General features: G+C 68.5%; 14 protein-coding genes. 7 read left to right on the forward strand and 7 right to left on the reverse strand.

Annotated elements, in window-relative coordinates; translation table 11 throughout:
• The first annotated feature begins 75 nt into the window (after window positions 1-75).
• Entirely contained in the window at window positions 76-2193 is a 2118-nt protein-coding gene (locus AC5592_RS11290; protein WP_063064108.1) for an MMPL family transporter, read from the forward strand.
• A gap of 26 nt (window positions 2194-2219) precedes the next feature.
• On the opposite strand, the gene AC5592_RS11295 is transcribed toward AC5592_RS11290, so the two are convergent.
• The 3 genes from AC5592_RS11295 to AC5592_RS11305 all read right to left on the reverse strand — a co-directional run bounded on the left by AC5592_RS11295 (window position 2220) and on the right by AC5592_RS11305 (window position 5065).
• Window positions 2220-2990, reverse strand: a complete 771-nt coding sequence (locus AC5592_RS11295; protein ID WP_063064109.1) for an SDR family NAD(P)-dependent oxidoreductase — start codon at window positions 2988-2990, stop codon at window positions 2220-2222.
• A gap of 4 nt (window positions 2991-2994) precedes the next feature.
• Complete coding sequence (locus AC5592_RS11300) at window positions 2995-4026, reverse strand: NAD(P)H-dependent amine dehydrogenase family protein (protein ID WP_063064110.1); 1032 nt, start codon at window positions 4024-4026, stop codon at window positions 2995-2997.
• Window positions 4027-4183: 157 nt separating this feature from the next.
• Window positions 4184-5065, reverse strand: a complete 882-nt coding sequence (locus tag AC5592_RS11305; RefSeq protein ID WP_063064203.1) for a MerR family transcriptional regulator — start codon at window positions 5063-5065, stop codon at window positions 4184-4186.
• A 280-nt stretch (window positions 5066-5345) separates the two neighbouring features.
• Here AC5592_RS11305 and AC5592_RS11310 point away from each other — a divergent pair, with 280 nt between their 5' ends.
• Genes AC5592_RS11310 through AC5592_RS11320 form a run of 3 tightly spaced genes read left to right on the forward strand, consistent with a single transcriptional unit; the run spans window position 5346 to window position 8817 of the window.
• Window positions 5346-5942 (forward strand): lipocalin family protein, encoded by a 597-nt coding sequence (locus AC5592_RS11310; RefSeq protein WP_036499859.1) that lies wholly within the window; start codon window positions 5346-5348, stop codon window positions 5940-5942.
• Window positions 5943-5997: 55 nt separating this feature from the next.
• Window positions 5998-7320, forward strand: coding sequence for a cryptochrome/photolyase family protein (locus AC5592_RS11315; RefSeq protein ID WP_063064111.1), 1323 nt, complete (start codon window positions 5998-6000; stop codon window positions 7318-7320).
• Window positions 7321-7344: 24 nt separating this feature from the next.
• Window positions 7345-8817 carry an SDR family oxidoreductase gene (locus AC5592_RS11320; RefSeq protein ID WP_063064112.1) on the forward strand — a complete coding sequence of 491 codons (1473 nt, stop codon included), beginning with the start codon at window positions 7345-7347 and terminating at the stop codon, window positions 8815-8817.
• On the opposite strand, the gene AC5592_RS11325 is transcribed toward AC5592_RS11320, so the two are convergent.
• From AC5592_RS11325 to AC5592_RS11335, 3 genes are read right to left on the reverse strand one after another with little or no spacing between them, the layout of a single operon-like run.
• Window positions 8774-9745 (reverse strand): phytoene/squalene synthase family protein, encoded by a 972-nt coding sequence (locus AC5592_RS11325; protein WP_036499783.1) that lies wholly within the window; start codon window positions 9743-9745, stop codon window positions 8774-8776. The genes AC5592_RS11320 and AC5592_RS11325 overlap by 44 nt on opposite strands.
• Window positions 9746-9755: 10 nt before the next feature.
• On the reverse strand, window positions 9756-11294 hold the full coding sequence (gene crtI, locus AC5592_RS11330; protein WP_063064113.1) for a phytoene desaturase family protein: 1539 nt from the start codon (window positions 11292-11294) through the stop codon (window positions 9756-9758).
• 12 nt (window positions 11295-11306) lie between these two features.
• Window positions 11307-12434, reverse strand: coding sequence for a polyprenyl synthetase family protein (locus AC5592_RS11335; protein WP_371507197.1), 1128 nt, complete (start codon window positions 12432-12434; stop codon window positions 11307-11309).
• 340 nt (window positions 12435-12774) lie between these two features.
• On the opposite strand from AC5592_RS11335, the gene AC5592_RS11340 reads away from it, so the two are divergent.
• Together AC5592_RS11340 and AC5592_RS11345 are read left to right on the forward strand one after the other, a co-directional pair.
• Window positions 12775-13272, forward strand: coding sequence for a DUF6764 family protein (locus AC5592_RS11340; RefSeq protein WP_036499781.1), 498 nt, complete (start codon window positions 12775-12777; stop codon window positions 13270-13272).
• A gap of 183 nt (window positions 13273-13455) precedes the next feature.
• Window positions 13456-14850: a type I glutamate--ammonia ligase gene (locus tag AC5592_RS11345; protein WP_232329305.1), complete on the forward strand. Its 1395-nt coding sequence runs from the start codon at window positions 13456-13458 to the stop codon at window positions 14848-14850.
• Here AC5592_RS11345 and AC5592_RS11350 read toward each other — a convergent pair.
• Complete coding sequence (locus tag AC5592_RS11350) at window positions 14822-15349, reverse strand: hypothetical protein (protein ID WP_063064114.1); 528 nt, start codon at window positions 15347-15349, stop codon at window positions 14822-14824. The two genes, AC5592_RS11345 and AC5592_RS11350, sit on opposite strands and share 29 nt — an antisense overlap.
• Before the next feature lie 109 nt (window positions 15350-15458).
• Between AC5592_RS11350 and AC5592_RS11355 the strand changes: the two genes are divergently transcribed.
• A complete protein-coding gene (locus tag AC5592_RS11355; RefSeq protein WP_063064115.1) occupies window positions 15459-16007 on the forward strand; it encodes a TetR/AcrR family transcriptional regulator in 549 nt (182 codons plus the stop codon).
• The last annotated feature ends 12 nt before the right edge of the window (window positions 16008-16019 follow it).

A 16019-nucleotide genomic window follows, 5' to 3' on the forward strand; every position in this document is an offset into this window, starting at 1 on the left:
GGGCGTGCACACAGGGTAATCGGACCGAGGGGCGAACCCTTTGCAAACTATTTCAGTTTCTGAAATAGTTCCGGGATGGGCGGATGGGACCGATATGCGCGGATCGTCTCCGGACGGAGGGGGTGGATCATCCTCGTGGCGATGGTGGTCGCCGCCGTCGCGGTCCTCGGCCTGTCCGGTGGGGGCGAGTCGGGTGGCTCGGCACCGAACTCGTTACCGGACGACGCCGAATCCGCGCAGGTGCAGCGGTTGCTGCGGCAGTTTCCCGGCGGGGATTCAGCGGCGGCGGTCCTGATCGTCACCCGCGCCGACGGCGAAGTCCTCACCCCCGGCGACCGAGCGCAGGCCGAGGCGGCGCTGGCCCGGATTCGTTCCGGCGCGAGTGGGCCGGGTCTCGTGCTGTCGCCCGACCAGCGCGCCGCACTCGGGCAGACTCCGATTCCGTCCGAGCTGAACGGCTTCGCCCTGACCGACCGTATCGATGAATTGCGTGCGGCCGCGCGGGCCGGCGCACCCGCCGATCTGCAGGTGCGCATCACCGGCGGCTCGGCCTTCGGCGCCGATATCGCCGACTCCTTCTCCGGCGCCAACACCCTGTTGCTCGCGGTCACCGCCGCCGTGGTGATGGTGCTGCTGATAGCGACCTACCGTTCCCCGGTGCTGTGGTTGATTCCGCTGTCGGTGGTGGCGGTCGCCGACCGGGTCGCCTCCGCGGCGGGAAACGCGCTCGCCCAGGTGAGTGGTCTGACGTTCGACGGTTCGACCGCGGGAATCACCAGCGTGCTGGTATTCGGGGCCGGCACGAACTATGCCTTGCTGCTGGTGTCTCGCTATCGCGACGAGTTGTATCGGACCGAGGACCATCGGGCCGCGCTGCGGATCGCCGCGCGGCGAGCCGGGCCCGCGGTGCTCGCCAGCAACCTGACGGTTGTGCTGGCCCTGTTGATATTGCTGCTCGCGCTGCTCCCCAATACCCGCGGCCTGGGCGCGTTCGGTGCACTGGGGCTGGTGATCGCTGCGGTCTTCGTCCTGGTCGCGCTGCCTCCCGCGCTGGCCCTGTGTGGACGAAAGGTGTTCTGGCCGTTCATTCCCCGAGTCGACGGTCATGACACCGCGACCTCCGGCGCCTGGCATACCGTCGCGGAAAAGGTCGTCCGGCGACCGGCGACGGTGGCCGGCGTCTTCCTGGTGGTCGCGGCCGCCTGTGCCGCCGCGCTGCCGTTCGCTCATGTCGGCCTCGCGCAGTCCGAGCAGTTCCGCGTACACGCGGAATCGGTCGACGGCCTGCGGGCTGTCAGCGAGCATTTCTCCTCCGGCGCAAGCGATCCCGCGATAGTGCTGGCGCGCACCGAAACCGCGCAGCGGGTGCAGGCGGTCCTCGACGGCACCCCGGGCGTCGTGCGCGCGACCCCCGCCGGCGTGTCGGACAACGGGTCGACGCGCTGGTCGGTGATCCTGGACGCGCCACCGGCCTCCGACGCCGCATTCGCCGATGTGAGTCGCCTGCGCACCGCACTGTCCTCGGTGCCCGGCGCCGAGGCGCTGGGCGGCGGCTCCGACGCCGTCGCCATGGACACCCGGGACGCGGCCCGGCGCGATCAGCACGTGATCCTTCCGCTCATTCTGGTGGTCGTCCTGCTGGTGCTGCTGGTGCTGTTGCGGGCACTGCCGGCCGCGATACTGCTGGTGGCGGTCACGGTGCTCAGCGCCCTGGCCGCGCTGGGGATCGGAAGCCTGCTCAGCACTTACGTTTTCGGGTTCCCGGCATTGGACACCAACGTGCCGCTGTTCGCCTTCCTGTTCCTGGTGGCGCTCGGTGTCGATTACACGATCTTCCTGGTGACGCGAGCGCGCGAGGAGACGCCCGGCCACGGCGTGACCGGCGGCATCGTCCGCGCGGTCGGCTCCACGGGCGGGGTGATCACCAGCGCCGGAATCGTGCTGGCGGCAGTGTTCGCCGTCCTCGGCGTCCTTCCCCTGATCACGCTGACCCAGCTGGGCATCGTGGTCGGCGTCGGAATCCTGCTCGATACCTTCGTCATCCGAACCCTGGTGATCCCCGCCCTGTTCGCGCTGATCGGTCCGAGGATCTGGTGGCCGGGGCGCTGGATTCGGGATGTGGCGCCGGTCGATTCGGAACTGTCGGCGTCACCGGTCGCCGCGGGCGCGTCGACGTCGGAACAGAGCCGTTGAGCTGAGGCCTGCAGCCGCGCAGGTCGTTACGGCATGCCGCCGTCGGAGCGGAGGATCGATCCGGTGGTGTAACTGGAAGCGTCGGAGGCGAGAAATAGAGCGGCTCCGACGATTTCGCTGGGGTGGCCGATGCGTTGGAGCGCATGGGCGGCGAACGGGTTGTCGTCTGGGCCCAGGTTGTCGAGATCCCATCCGGCGGTGGCGTCGGTGCGGTAGGGGCCGGCCATCAGGGTGTTGACTCGGACGGCCGGGCCGAATGCCAGGGCCAAGCCCTCGGTCATGGCATTGAGTCCCGCCTTGGCCGCGGCGTAGGGCACGATCGACGGGCGCGGCCGGATGGAACCGGTGGAACTGACGTTGACGATGGATCCGCGGCCCGCGGCCACCATGCGCTCGCCGAGGAGTGCCGACAAACGAAAGGGCCCTTTGAGATTCAGGGCGATGATGGCGTCGAACAGTTTCTCGCTCACCGACGGCAGATCGTCGTAGACCGGTTGCATCCCGGCATTGTTGATGAGGACATCGACCTTGCCGAACCGGTCGTAGCAGGCGTCGACCAGCCCGTCGAGCTGGTCCCAGCGGCCGATGTGCACGCCGTAGGGCATGGCGGCGCGACCGGTTTCGCGTGCGATCCCGCCGGCGGTGGCCACGCAAGTGTCGTAGTTGCGACTGGCGATGATGACATCGGCGCCGCAGCGTGCGGCGGCGAAGGCCATCTCGCGCCCCAGGCCGCGGCTGCCGCCGGTGACCAGAACCACCTTGCCGGTCAGATCGAACAGCTCGTCGGCATATCCCACCGCGTCACCTCGACAACCACAGATCGGCGGGCGCGCACGGCAATCCCACTTCTTTCAGCGTCGAGATGCCGGCGGGCGCTCGGGCGACGTCGAAGACGGAATTCACCGCGGGCATCGCGGTCATGGTGTCCCACTCGTGATTTCCCCAGCTGTCCGGCGGGACGAACCTGATCCGGGTCCGCACTTCGGGTTCTCCCTCGATGACGATGTGATAGTGGTCGTCGTCGAATTCCCAGCTCTCGTTGAGCTTTTCGGTCAGATACCAGGCGACGTTCGAGCGGACGACGGATTTCTCGCCGACTTTGCCGGCCCATCCGCCGCGCACGGCGGCAATGGTGTCCTTCTCGATGCGGATCCAGCCCAGATCCACCGTTTCGGCGGCGGTCGCGTACTCGATGGAGAAATCCATATCGTCGAATTCGTAGCCCAGAGCCACGCCCATGCGCCGTACCGAATCACGGAAGGTGCTCATCCACAGTTTCGCGATCTCGATCAGCTCCGGGGTGGCCTCGGGTCGTGAAATACCCAGGGCCTGCCACGTTTCCGCGGATTCGTAGACCGAGACATCGGCCGATTCGAAGATCGAAATCGATCGGACGTCACGGCACACCGCGGTCAACGCGGTGGTCATGGCATTGATCCAGCCCGGGTTGATGCCGGTGATGTGCAGCGAGCTGTTGCCGCGTTCGCAGGCGGCGGCGAGTTTCTGTTCCGTCTCGCCCTGAATTCCGCCGACGTTGAGGAACAGGTTGGTGCTGATGACATCGAGGCCGCTCTCGAGCAATCGTGTCGCATGGTCGAGGTCGGCCATGAACGGCGTGTAGATGACGGTATCCGCATCGAGGGCGAGCAGCGCATCGATATCGGTGGTGGCGAGTACTCCCGTATCGGGCCGCCCGCACAGCGTGCCCGCATCCACCCCGGCCTTGTCGTCGGAATAGGCGTAGACACCGGCCAGCTCGAGTCGCGGATCGTCGAGAATCCCTCGCAGACTGAGCTTTCCGACCTTCCCGGTGGTCCACTGAATGACGCGCACGTGATCGACCTTTCGAGCTGCCGGTGTCGGCCAGATGAGAATGTAATTCTCGTATACGAAAATTAGCATCACGCATGCCGCGGGACAAGGTCCGGCAAGTTCTCGGCGGCGGAGCAAGGGGTACTGCGCTGCGGGCCGGCCGACCGGTGATTCCCGATCAGCGTGGTTGAGCCGACACCTCTGCCGGGTGGGCGTGGGTCAGTTCCGCCAGTGCGGACTGGAGGTCGTCGACGATTTCGGCGGTGTCGGGGGCGGGTATGTCGTACCAGCCGGGGCCTGCCAGCAGGACGCGGGCGCCGCGGTCGGCGCAGGTGCGCACGGCCGAGAGGAGGGCGGTCGATTCCTGCTGGGACCACAGCACCGCTACCGACTCCGGCACGCTGCGATCCAGGGCGTCGCCGAGGGCGGGGGTGGGAACGTTGGGGCCGAGCATGGTGGCCGGGACGTCGCACTCGGCGAGGGCCGCGCGCAGGACCTCGAGTGGCAGGGAGTGTGCTTCACCGCTGGTGCAGGCGAGCAGTACCGGGGTGGCGGGCGCGTCGGCCGGTGGCGGGACCGCGCGGTGCAGGGCGGCCGTAATGCACCAGGACAGCAGGTGTTCGACGTCGATGCATCCGATGCCCGCCCCTTGCCGCTGGACGATCTCGGCGAAGGCCGGGCGGCACAGTCGATCCCAGGTGTCGACCACGCCGAAGGCGCGAATGTGGGCGAGCAGCAACGACTGCAGTGTGGTGGGGTCGGAGGCGAAGGCGGCTCCCAGGAGTGACGCGTGGTCTCCGGCGACCGGCAATGGTCCGCGCACGGACTCGGCCGCCCGCGCCGGGCTCGATCCGCCTCGGACGAGTACGACCATGCGCTCGAGCCGGGCGATATCGGCCTCGGAGTACAGGCGGTGGCGACCGCGCCGATGCTGGGAGGGGCCGATGCCGTAGCGCTGATTCCAACTGCGCAGTGTCGCGGTGGGGATGCCGATGCGCTCCGCGACGGTGCGTACCGAGAATCCGGTCGCGTCGTTGTCGGGAGGCGAGGCATCGGACATGACGATCATTCTGCCTTTCGCGGGCATGGGCACCGCAACGTCACAGTGCTGCGGCACCCGCGCGGTGGGAGTGATGCGTGGGTGGCACCTCCAGTATGCATCGATTACGCATCGATTGCTGTAGGATCGTCTGTGTCGTCGAACCCATGCTCATCGAACAGAGGAGTCGCAGGTGCTCGAACATCGTTCGCAGGTAGATCGGCCCGGTGGCTTCGAAGGGAAGGTGGGACGAATGCTGACCGGCGCCCTTCGCCGTGTGACCGCGTTCGCTGCGGCAGCGATGCGCCCGGCTCGGCTGGCCGGTGTCGCTGTCTCGGCGATGGTGGTATTCGGCGCCGTCGCGGCGCCCGCGGGTGCGAGTCCGGCGGCCGGTCCGGCTCCCGTTCCCGCGCTGGATCTGAGCCGTTACGTCGGCACGTGGTATCAGGTCGCCGCAGTTCCTCAGTACTTCAATCTCGTCTGCGCCCGCGATACGCGCGCCGAGTACGCGGCACTGCCGAACGGTGATGTGTCGGTGCACAATTCGTGCACCACCTGGTCGGGTACGGGAAACGAGATCCAGGGTGCGGCGCGCGTAGTCGATCCGGTGACGGGAGCGCAATTACGCGTGGCGTTCCCGGGAGTGCCGACCCAGGAAAGCCTGGACGGTCCGCCCAACTATGTCGTGACCGCACTCGGTCCGGACTACTCCTGGGCCCTCGTCACAGACCCCTACCGGATCTCCGGATTCGTGCTCTCCCGCACGCCCGCACTGGATGCGGATCAGTGGAACCAGGTCGTCGCGGCGATCGTGGCGGCTGGTGAGCAACCCTGCCTGTACCTGACCTCGCCGGTGACGGGTGGACGCGGCGACATCACTCCACTGTGCCGGCTGTGAACCCGGCTCGGTGCGTACAAGCCATGGCCGCTCCGGCGAGTGGAGGTGAGTAGCGATGGGTGTGGCGGTAGCTTTGTTCACTCGTGATCTGCGGGTTCACGACAATCCGATGCTGACCGCGGCGCAGCGTGCCGGCGATGCGGTGGTTCCACTGTTCGTCCTCGACGAATCGCTGATCGCCGGCTCAGGGGCCGCACCCAACCGGGTGCGATTCCTCGCCGCGGCCCTGGACGAACTCGACGATGAATTACAGTCACGCGGTGGGCATCTCGTTCTACGGCGCGGCAAGGTGGTCGACGAGGTCGAGCGGATCGTCGCCCAGACGCAGGCGGAGTCGGTCCACCTCGCGGCCGAAGTCAGCTACTACGGCAAACGACGACAGTCGGCTCTGCGTGACAGGCTCGAATCCCACGATTGCCAGGTGCATACGCACGCCGCCACGGTGACCAGTGTCGACCTCGACGCGATCGAGCCGAGCACCGGACGCGATCATTTCGCGGTGTTCACGCCGTACTTCCGGCGTTGGGAAAGCGCTCGCCATCGGCGTCCGCTGCCGCCGCCGAAAAATCTCGAGGTGCCGCGGCTGGATGGCGAACAACCGGGTCTCGACGAACTCCGCACCGCGCGGACCTCACCGAATCTGCGCGTCGGCGGCGAGACCACCGGGCGAAAGATGTTGCGCCGCTGGCTGTCCGATGGGGTCACCGCGTACGAGGAGACCAATGACGACCTCGCCGCCGACGCCACGTCACACCTGTCGCCGTACCTGCATTTCGGATGCCTGTCCGCCGCGGAGGTGGTGTCGAGGCTGGACATGTCGGACCCGGGCGCGCACAGTTTCGCCCGGCAATTGGCATGGCGCGACTTCCATCATCAGGTGCTGGCGGCCCGCCCCGCGGCGGCGTGGTCCGATTACCGCTCGGGTCCGGTCGAGATCCGCAAGGATGAGCAGGCCTTCGAGGCGTGGACGCACGGTCGCACCGGTTTTCCGATCGTCGACGCGCCGATGCGCCAACTGCGTGACGAAGGGTGGATGCCGGGACGCGCGCGGCTGATCACCGCATCGTTCCTGGCCAAAACCCTGCGGCTGGATTGGCGAATCGGCGCAGCCCATTTCCGGTATTGGCTGGTCGACGGTGATGTGGCGAACAACCAGATGAACTGGCAGTGGGTCGCGGGCACCGGAACCGACACCCGCCCCAATCGCACGCTCAATCCACTGCGGCAAGCGCACCGTTTCGATCCGGAGGGTGAGTACGTCCGCCGCTGGCTGCCCGAACTCGCCCACCTGTCCGGCGCGGCGGTGCACCGCCCGTGGCGCGAGGACGTCGACAATGCGACCTATCCGGCGCCGATCGTGGAAGTACCCGGCATGTAATCGATGCGGTGATCAGGAGACGGTATGCGATGTGTGGTGTTCGGTGCGACCGGCTACATCGGTGGCCGGCTGGTGCCCGAGCTACTGGCCGCGGGCCACGAGGTGCGGGTGCTGGCCCGCACCCCGGCCAAACTCGACGACGCCGCCTGGCGCGACAGCGTGGAAGTCCTGCGCGGTGATGTGCTCCGCGCCGACGATGTGGCCGCGGCCTGCGCCGGGACGGATGTGCTCTATTACCTGGTGCATTCGCTGACGCGTACGGATTTCGACGATGTCGACCGCCGCGCGGCGACACTGGTCGCCGAGCAGGCGGCCCGGGCAGGGGTACGCCGGATCGTGTATCTGGGCGGCATCGTTCCGCCCGGTCAGCGACTGTCGCGGCACCTGTCCTCCCGTGCCGAAGTCGGGCGAATCCTGCTCGCGGGGTCGGTTCCGGCGATAGCGATGCAGGCCGCGGTGATCATCGGATCCGGTTCGGCCAGTTTCGAAATGCTGCGGTATCTCACCGAACGGCTGCCGGTGATGGTCACGCCGCGCTGGGTGCGCAACCGCATCCAGCCGATCGCGGTGCGCGATGTGCTGTACTACCTGACGCGGGCGGCCGAACTACCACCGGACGTGCGCGGCGCCTTCGATATCGGCGGCCCGGACGTGCTCACCTACGAGCAGATGATGCGTGACTACGCCGAAGTGGCGCGGCTGCCGCGGCGCGTGATCGTCCCGGTCCCGGTGCTCACCCCGTGGCTGTCGGCGCAGTGGGTCAATCTCGTCACCCCGGTCCCCAAGGCGATCGCGGTGCCGCTGATGGAATCGCTGGTCAACGACGTGGTCTGCGAAGACCACACGATCGCCGAGCACATCCCCGACCCGGCGCGCGGATTGATCGACTACCGCACCGCGGTGGAACTGGCGTTGACTCGTATCCGCGACCTCGACGTCCCCACCCGCTGGTCGGATGCCGACCAGCTCGGTCGTGAACCGTCGTCCCCGCTGCCTACCGATCCCGCGTGGTCGGGCGGTTCCCTCTACGTCGATGTGCGAGAACGCCACACCCGCGCCGATCCGGCGACGCTGTGGGCGGTGATCGAGTCCATCGGCGGCGAATACGGCTGGTATTCGTTTCCGCTGGCCTGGTCGTTGCGCGGCTGGATCGACCGGCTCGCGGGCGGTGCCGGATTACGCCGGGGGAGACGGGATCCGCATCGGCTGCACGCCGGCGAGGCGCTGGACTGGTGGCGAGTGGAACGCATCGAACGCCCGCGCACCCTCGTGTTGCGCGCGGAAATGCGGGTGCCGGGGCGGGCGTGGCTGGAGCTGAGGGTGGACACGGATGCGCGGGGCACGGTCTACCGGCAGCGGGCCGTATTCGACCCGCACGGCCTGGCCGGTCACCTCTACTGGAAGGCGATCGCTCCCTTCCACGCGCTCATCTTCGGCGGAATGACCCGCAATATCACCGGAGCGGCCGAAGAGGCTGTGTCCCAGTCGGTTTCATAGCGCCGCCAACGCGACTCCGAGACCGGACGGCAGCGGCGAGACCGCGGGTGCCCACCGTGACACGTCGCGGAATACCGACGCGGGCACGATGAGCGAAGATGTCGAAGTCCAGGCTCTCGATGCGATCCAGGATTTCCGAATAGAGGGTGAGCGCGGTGGTGACGCACGGGCGCGACCGCGGATCGAGCAGGGCGATACCGGCACGGGCGTAGTCGTAGATGCCGCGAGTGTGGGCGTGCTGGGCGATCAGGGCACGCCGGACTCGGGCGTCGGTGCGGCGGTGCGCCTGGCACCACAGCAGCAGATCCCGGTCGACGCCGTGGGCGGCCAGTTCGTCCGCCGGCAGATACACCCGGTCCCGGACCAGGTCCTCGTCCACATCGCGCAGAAAGTTGGTGAGCTGGAAGGCTTTTCCGAGCGCGGCGGCGTAGGGGGCGGCCTCGTCCACCGGGCACACCGTGCCCAGCACCGGCAGCACCTGTAACCCGATGACTTCGGCGGAACCGTAGACGTAGTGGTCCAGCGCGCGCCGATCCGGATAGTCGGTGACGGTGAGATCCATCCGCATCGATTCCAGGAACGAGTCGAACAGCGACGCAGCGATGCGGTAGGAGTGTGCCGTGTGCAGCACGGCCGGGAGGACCGCGTCGGCATCGGCGTCCTCGGTGGTGAACTGCGTGGCCAGCGCAGTCAGTCGCGCCGCGCGTTCGGTGACCGGGCGGCTCGGATCGATGTCGTCGAGGATGTCGTCGGCGCGGCGGGCGAAGCCGTAGAGCGCGTGGATCGCCGGACGCTGATCGGGGGCGAGTAACCGGGTGGCGAGGAAGAAGGTCTTGCCGTGGCGCGCGTTGAGCGTCCGGCAGGCGCGATAGGACCGCTGCAACTGCGTATCGGTGCGGCCGTTGTCGAGGAAAGCGATGGGGGACATGAGTTTCCGATCAGCGGACGATGGCGGCGGCCGGTGCGGTAAGGGCAGACGCGGGTCGGCGTGCGGGCCGTGGCGAAGAAATCGGCCCGGTGACGCGGTCCGCGGCGAGCCGCCCGGAGATCAGCACGGGCGGTATGCCCACGCCGGGGACGGTGCTGCCACCGGCCAGCACCACGTTCTCGAGTCCGCGGATCACATTGGACGGGCGGAAGGGACCGGTCTGAGTGACGGTGTGCGCCAACGCGAACGGGCTGCCGGCCAGCATGCCGCGCCGAGCCCAGTCGGCGGGCGTGGTGATGTGGAGCAACCGGGGATCCGACAGGGGGAACGGCAGGCGATCCCGGACCGTGGTCAGGATCTCCTCGGCGTAGGCGGGACCGAAGCGATCCCAATTGATCGGCCCCCGAACCAGATTCGGTACCGGAGCGAGGATGTAGAGCAGGTCGCGACCGGGTGGGGCGAGGCTCGGATCTCCTGCGGTGGGCCGGGTGAGCAACAGCGAAGGATCCGTCATCACGCTGCCGCGGGCGATGATGTCGTCGAAGGCTTCGTCCCAGGCGCGGCCGAAGAGTAGATGGTGGTGGGCAGCCCGGGGCATCGCCTCGCAGCCCACGTGCAACACGACGGCGGACGGTGCCGCCGTGGGACGCAGCGGGCGGCGCGGGGAGTGGCCCGTCAACCGGTAGGTCTCGGACAACTCGGTGGTGAGCACGACCGCATCGCACGGGATGCGCTCGCCGGACGAGGTGACGACCGCGCGGATCCGGGATCCGGTGCGGTCCAGGCTCGTCACGGCGGTGTCGTAGCGAATCTCCACACCGGCGTCGTGCGCGGCCGCGGCGAGCGCGTCGGGCAGCGCTCGCATACCGCCGCGCGGGAACCAGACACCGGCGATCGTGTCCATATACGCGATCACCGCGTACGCCGCTATCGCCCGGCTGGGCGCGACTCCGGCGTACAGGGACTGAAAGGTGAACAGGCGCCGCAATTCCGGATCGTGGATGTGCTGGGCGACCGCACGGTCCCAGCGGCGAAATCCGCCCATCGCCGCCAGCCGCGCCAGCGAGGGACGCAGCGCCGACAGCGGGGAATCGAAATTCGCCGCGATGAACGAGTCGAATTCGGCCCGGTAGAGCCGGGTCAGCCAGGCGCGCAGTCGGCGGTATCCCGCCGCCTGCCCGGGTCCGGCGAACTCGGTGATCGCGGCCGCCATGCGATCGGCGTCGCTGTGGACCTCGAGGTGACGCCCGTCGGCGAAATGGGCACGATAGGCCGGATCCACCGGCACCAGCGCCAGGCGGTCGTCCATCCGCTCACCGACCGCGGCGAACGTCTCCTCGACCAGATGCGGCATGGTCAGCACGGTCGGACCTGTGTCCAGGCGGTAGCCGTCCACATCGACGCGACCGGTGCGGCCGCCGGGAACCGAATCACGTTCCAGCAGAGTGACGGTACGGCCGCGGCCGGCCAGGTGCAGTGCCGCCGACAGTCCGGCCAGCCCCGCTCCGACTACGACGATATGGTCGCTGCGACCTGTGGTCGTGCGCATTGGTCTTCCTCCTCAGGGGTGGCGGGTGACGCAGATGAGTCCCATGCCGTCGAGTACGCGGCGCATCGGTTCGGGCAGGGTCGCGCTCTCGGCGGCGTGCCGCGCCTCGCCGATGCGGTCGCTGATCATCGCCTCGATCCGGGCGGGCGCTCCGGAGGCGGTGATCAGGGCGCGCAGTCTGTCGGTGGCGCCGGCGTCGACGACCGGCGCCGACAGCAGGGTGTCGAGTTCGCGGCGGGCGGCGGGTTCGGCGAGCTGCCGGGCGGCGATCACCACGGTGGTCGCCTTGTGCTGAGTCAGGTCTCCGTCGCCGGGTTTGCCTGTGGCATCGGCGCTTCCGAAGACCCCCAGCAGGTCGTCGCGCATCTGGAACGCCTCGCCCACGGCGCGTCCGTACCGGCTCAGCGCCGACAGGGTCGGCTCGTCGCATCCGGCCATCGCCGCGCCGAGTTCGAGTGGCCGGCGCACGGTGTAGTTGCCGGATTTCGCGCGCGCCAGCGCCAGCACCTGCCCGAAATCCGGTTCGGTGCGCACGTCGTTGAGCAGATCGCCGAACTGTCCCACTGCCAGCTCGATTCGCATCGCGTCGAAGCGGGGCCACACACGGTAGAGGCAATCGGGTCGAATTCCGCTGTCGCGCAGCATCTTGTCCGCCCAGACCAGGCAGATATCGCCGAGGAGCACGGCCGCCGACTCGCCGAATCGTGCGGCGTCGCCGGGCATTCGCCGATCCCGGTGCGCGTCGGCGAAGGCGACGTGTCCGGTGGGCGCGCCGCGACGCAGCGCCGACTCGTCCATCACATCGTCCTGGATCAACGCGAAGGCGTGGACCAGTTCCAGCGCGGCGGCGGCTCGCAGCGCGGCCGCATCCGGGGCCTCGCCGCACAACCAGCCGATGTACATGAACGTCGATCGAAGGCATTTGCCGCCTGCCACGTATCGGCGTGCGATGTCGTCGACCGCGATCCCGTGGACGGCGCCGATCCGGTTCGCGCGCAGGAAGGCGTCCAGTTCGGTCAGCACTCGATCCCGCACCGCGGCGCGCCACCATGCCACACCGTCCGCCACGTTCACCGGGTGGTCGGCCAGAATTGTTGCGGGGGAACACAATCGGCGTGAATTGTCGATGGTGACGCTCACGTCCACTCCTCGGTTCGGTGGTGCGGCGATGCGGGTGCCGGCCGGGTCTGCGAGGCGGGATCGGGACCGCGTCTTCCGGTCCGGGTGAAAGATCCTCCCTCGACTTCCGACCCCAAGGCTACAGCAAACGATGCATAAATGATGCAGTGAAAACCGTATTCATCTGCCGTGGTCGACTGTGTGTCGTGTAGGCGCAGGAGGGCTGCTGGTCGACTCGTACGAGGTGGGCCTGGTTCGGCAGGTTGCCGTTGCAGCCGGAGGCGGCAAAAGGGAAATTGCATCGTTTATGCATCGAATTGCGGGTATTCTGGCTGAGACGAACCAATCAGAGGAGGCCCTCATGTCTCGTTCTTCCGCGCGTCGCGCGCTGTTCGCTCTCATCTCCGGCGGCGGTATCGCATTGACCTCGGCCGCGTTGTCGGCCGCGCCGGCCCAAGCCGACTCCACCAGCTGCCCGGCGCCGGGTGCCACATCGGTCGCCGATACGGGAGCCGATGCCGCGTGTTCGGCCACCAGCACCGGCGGGAGCGCGGCTGCCGCCTACGGCATCAACGGTACGGCCACCGCGAACGCGGGGCCGACGAGCTTGTCGCTGGCCATCGCGCAAGGTGGTGGCACCGCCCGGTCCGCCTCGGGTCCGTGGTCGGGGCCCGCGGCGATCGCGGTGGGTTCCGGCGCGACCGCCGACCTGTCCGGGGTCCGGCCGGGTCTTGCCATCGGCATCGCGGGGCCGGGCGCCACGGTCACCGTCTCCGGCGTGGGGACCCCGGTATGTACCGGCGGCCCGGGCTTCGCGGGCGATTTCCAGACCTTCCAGGGCTGCCTGTCGATGCGGTGACCACACACCGCCACGCCACGGTCCTCGTGCCGGTTCCGCACGGGTGTGGGGTGGTCGGGGGATCCGGAGCGGCAGGGGCGGAAGTGCGAGCGATCGGGATGTCGGCGCGTAGTCTCGAACGCGGCAACCCGCCGGCGTCTGTGTCTGGTTGTGCCGGCTTCCCTCGAACTCCCGGGAGTCGACGTGGAACCACTGACCGAGCGGCTGCGCCGCGACCGCGCGGATCGGGCGAGCGCCGTCGCTGCCGCCCTGAGTGCCCGGGATGTCGACGCCGTGGCCGTCACCTGGGTCGACACCGGCGGCATCGTCCGGATGAAAGCCGTTCCGGTGGAACGGTTCTCGCACGCGGCCGCCTGGGGCATCGGGGCGTCGCCGGTTTTCGACGCCTTCCTGGTCGACGACTCCATCCTGACCGAACACGTCGCCGGTGGCCCGACCGGTGACCTGCGGCTGTACCCCGACGTCGACCGGGCCACCGCCGTGGCCGCACTACCGGGCTGGGGATGGGCACCCGCGGATCGCTACACGCAAAGTGGCACGCCGCATGCACGCGATTCGCGGTTGCTGCTGCGCCGGCTCGTCGCCGAACTGGCCGGCGACGGCTACGAATTGCGCACCGCGATCGAATTCGAATGGACGATATCGCGCCCCGATCCACTCGACCCGGACACTTTCATCCCTGCTACCTCGGCGCCCGCCTACGGCATGGCCAGACTCGGCGAACTGGCCCCGTATCTGCGCGATGTGGTGACGAACGTGCGCGACAGCGGCATCGGCGTCGAGCAGATCCATCCCGAATACGAGGTGGGCCAGTTCGAACTGTCGATTGCCTCCGCCGATCCGGTCCGCACCGCCGACAACGCCGTGCTGGTGCGCGAGGTCGTCCGGGCCGTCAGCCACGCCCACGGATTGCGGGCGACGTTCAGCCCGATGGTCGTGCCCGGGGTCGTCGGCAACGGCGGCCACGTCCATCTGAGCCTGTGGCGCGAGGGTGTGAATCGGATGTGCGGCGGTCCGGGTCCGTTCGGCATCGGTGCGGAAGGGGAGCGTTTCGCCGCGGGGATCCTGGACCATCTGCCCGCGCTGCTGGCCGTCGGCTGCCCGGCGGTGGCGAGCTTTCTGCGATTGCAGCCCAGTCACTGGGCCGGGGTCTTCCGCTGCTGGGGGTTGGAGAACCGCGAGGCCGCCCTGCGCTACGTCACCGGAAGTGAGGGGGAACGCGACCGCGCGGCCAATATCGAGATCAAGACGTTCGACGCCGCCGCCAACCCCTACCTGGCGCTCGCGGGCCTGCTGGCGGCGGGCCGGGCGGGTTTGGGTGCGGGCGCGAACCTGCCCGAACCGGTCGCCGGCGATCCGGCTCGCCTCGACTCCGCCACCCGGTCGGCGCGCGGGATCACTCCGTTGCCCACCACGCTCGCGGACGCGGTGGCGGCTTTCGACGCGGACGAGGTGCTGTGGGAGGCATTCGGCGACGACCTCGCCGACACCATCGGCAGCGTCCGGCGCGGTGAGATCGCGCTGTTCGCCGACGCCACGCCCGAGCAGATCACCGACGCGTGCCGGTGGAGGTACTGACCCGCGCGTTCGTCAGCTTGCCGCCGGCTCCGTACTGCCGGCTCGTTCGAGCAGTGAACGCACGAACGCCAGATGGCCGGGCACCACGCCGAACCACACATCCGGCGCGCGCGTGCCGCATGGCCACGAAGGTCGACAGCGCGACGACGCCGTCGCGGACCTCGAGTGCCAGTTCGCCGTGGAAGCCGAGTCCCGAATCGGCCCGCAGCAGAAGGCAATCCGGTGCGGAGAAGGTGATGCGCCAGCCGGCGACGGTCTCCGGCGCACCGGGGGTGAGGTCGAGTTCGATGCCGGCCCACGCCGCACGCAATCGCGCCCGGACCTCCTCGGGGACGTCCTCCATGATCGTGCGGGCCCACTGCTCGGCGGTGCGGCCGGTGGCGGCGGGGGTTTCCAGCACGTGGCTGTCGATGTGGACGACGTCGTCCAGGGTGGTGAGGGTGAGCAGCTCGGCGGTGATTCCGCACTGCCGGACGCGGGGGGAGGTGTGCACGGACATGACGAGAACCTTCTGGTTTCGGTACTGCACAATAGATACAGAACAGTACTGTATCTATTGGAGGGTGATCTAATCAAGGGCGTAGCGAGCCTGTCGAAAGGAGGACGTGATGGCGCCACCGGTGCGCACTCCGCGGCAGGCGTGGGTCGATGCCGGCCTCTCCGTGCTCGAGCACCACGGCCCCGACGCGGTCCGGGTGGAAGCGCTGGCGGCACAGCTCGGCGTGACCCGCGGTGGTTTCTACCGGCAGTTCCGTTCCCGCGACGAACTACTCGAGGCGATGCTCGACGACTGGGAGCGGCGAGCCGTCGACGATGTGCGCGAACAGGTCGAACGCGAGGGCGGCGATCCGAAGCGCAAGATCCGGCGGGCCGGCACGCTCACCTTCGCCGAGGATTTGACGCCGCTGGACCTCGCCATCCGGGCCTGGGCCCGGCGCGACCCGGACGTGGAGGCGCGGTTGCGGAAAGTGGACAACGCCAGAATGGACTACCTGCGCACCCTCCTGCGGAACTCCGGTGTCGCCTCGGAAGACGTGGAAGCGGTTGCGCTGCTGTCTTTTTCGATTGTCATCGCCAATCGCCTGATCAAGGCCGAACACCCCGGACAGAGCAGATCGGACGTGCTCGCCCGCGCCGCGCAGCTGCTGTTCGACTGACCGCGCGGGCAT

The organism is Nocardia violaceofusca NBRC 14427, assembly GCF_963869435.1.
Classification (GTDB): Bacteria; Actinomycetota; Actinomycetes; order Mycobacteriales; family Mycobacteriaceae; genus Nocardia; species Nocardia aobensis.

Bases quoted from the DNA above. Each gene is read 5' to 3' on its own strand.
- AC5592_RS11290 (WP_063064108.1), top strand. From the start codon at position 76: ATGGGCGGATGGGACCGATATGCGCGGATCGTCTCCGGACGGAGGGGG.
- AC5592_RS11305 (WP_063064203.1), bottom strand. From the start codon at position 5,065: ATGTCCGATGCCTCGCCTCCCGACAACGACGCGACCGGATTCTCGGTA.
- AC5592_RS11310 (WP_036499859.1), top strand. From the start codon at position 5,346: ATGCGCCCGGCTCGGCTGGCCGGTGTCGCTGTCTCGGCGATGGTGGTA.
- AC5592_RS11315 (WP_063064111.1), top strand. From the start codon at position 5,998: ATGGGTGTGGCGGTAGCTTTGTTCACTCGTGATCTGCGGGTTCACGAC.
- AC5592_RS11320 (WP_063064112.1), top strand. From the start codon at position 7,345: ATGCGATGTGTGGTGTTCGGTGCGACCGGCTACATCGGTGGCCGGCTG.
- AC5592_RS11325 (WP_036499783.1), bottom strand. From the start codon at position 9,745: ATGTCCCCCATCGCTTTCCTCGACAACGGCCGCACCGATACGCAGTTG.
- crtI (WP_063064113.1), bottom strand. From the start codon at position 11,294: ATGCGCACGACCACAGGTCGCAGCGACCATATCGTCGTAGTCGGAGCG.
- AC5592_RS11340 (WP_036499781.1), top strand. From the start codon at position 12,775: ATGTCTCGTTCTTCCGCGCGTCGCGCGCTGTTCGCTCTCATCTCCGGC.
- AC5592_RS11350 (WP_063064114.1), bottom strand. From the start codon at position 15,349: ATGTCCGTGCACACCTCCCCCCGCGTCCGGCAGTGCGGAATCACCGCC.
- AC5592_RS11355 (WP_063064115.1), top strand. From the start codon at position 15,459: ATGGCGCCACCGGTGCGCACTCCGCGGCAGGCGTGGGTCGATGCCGGC.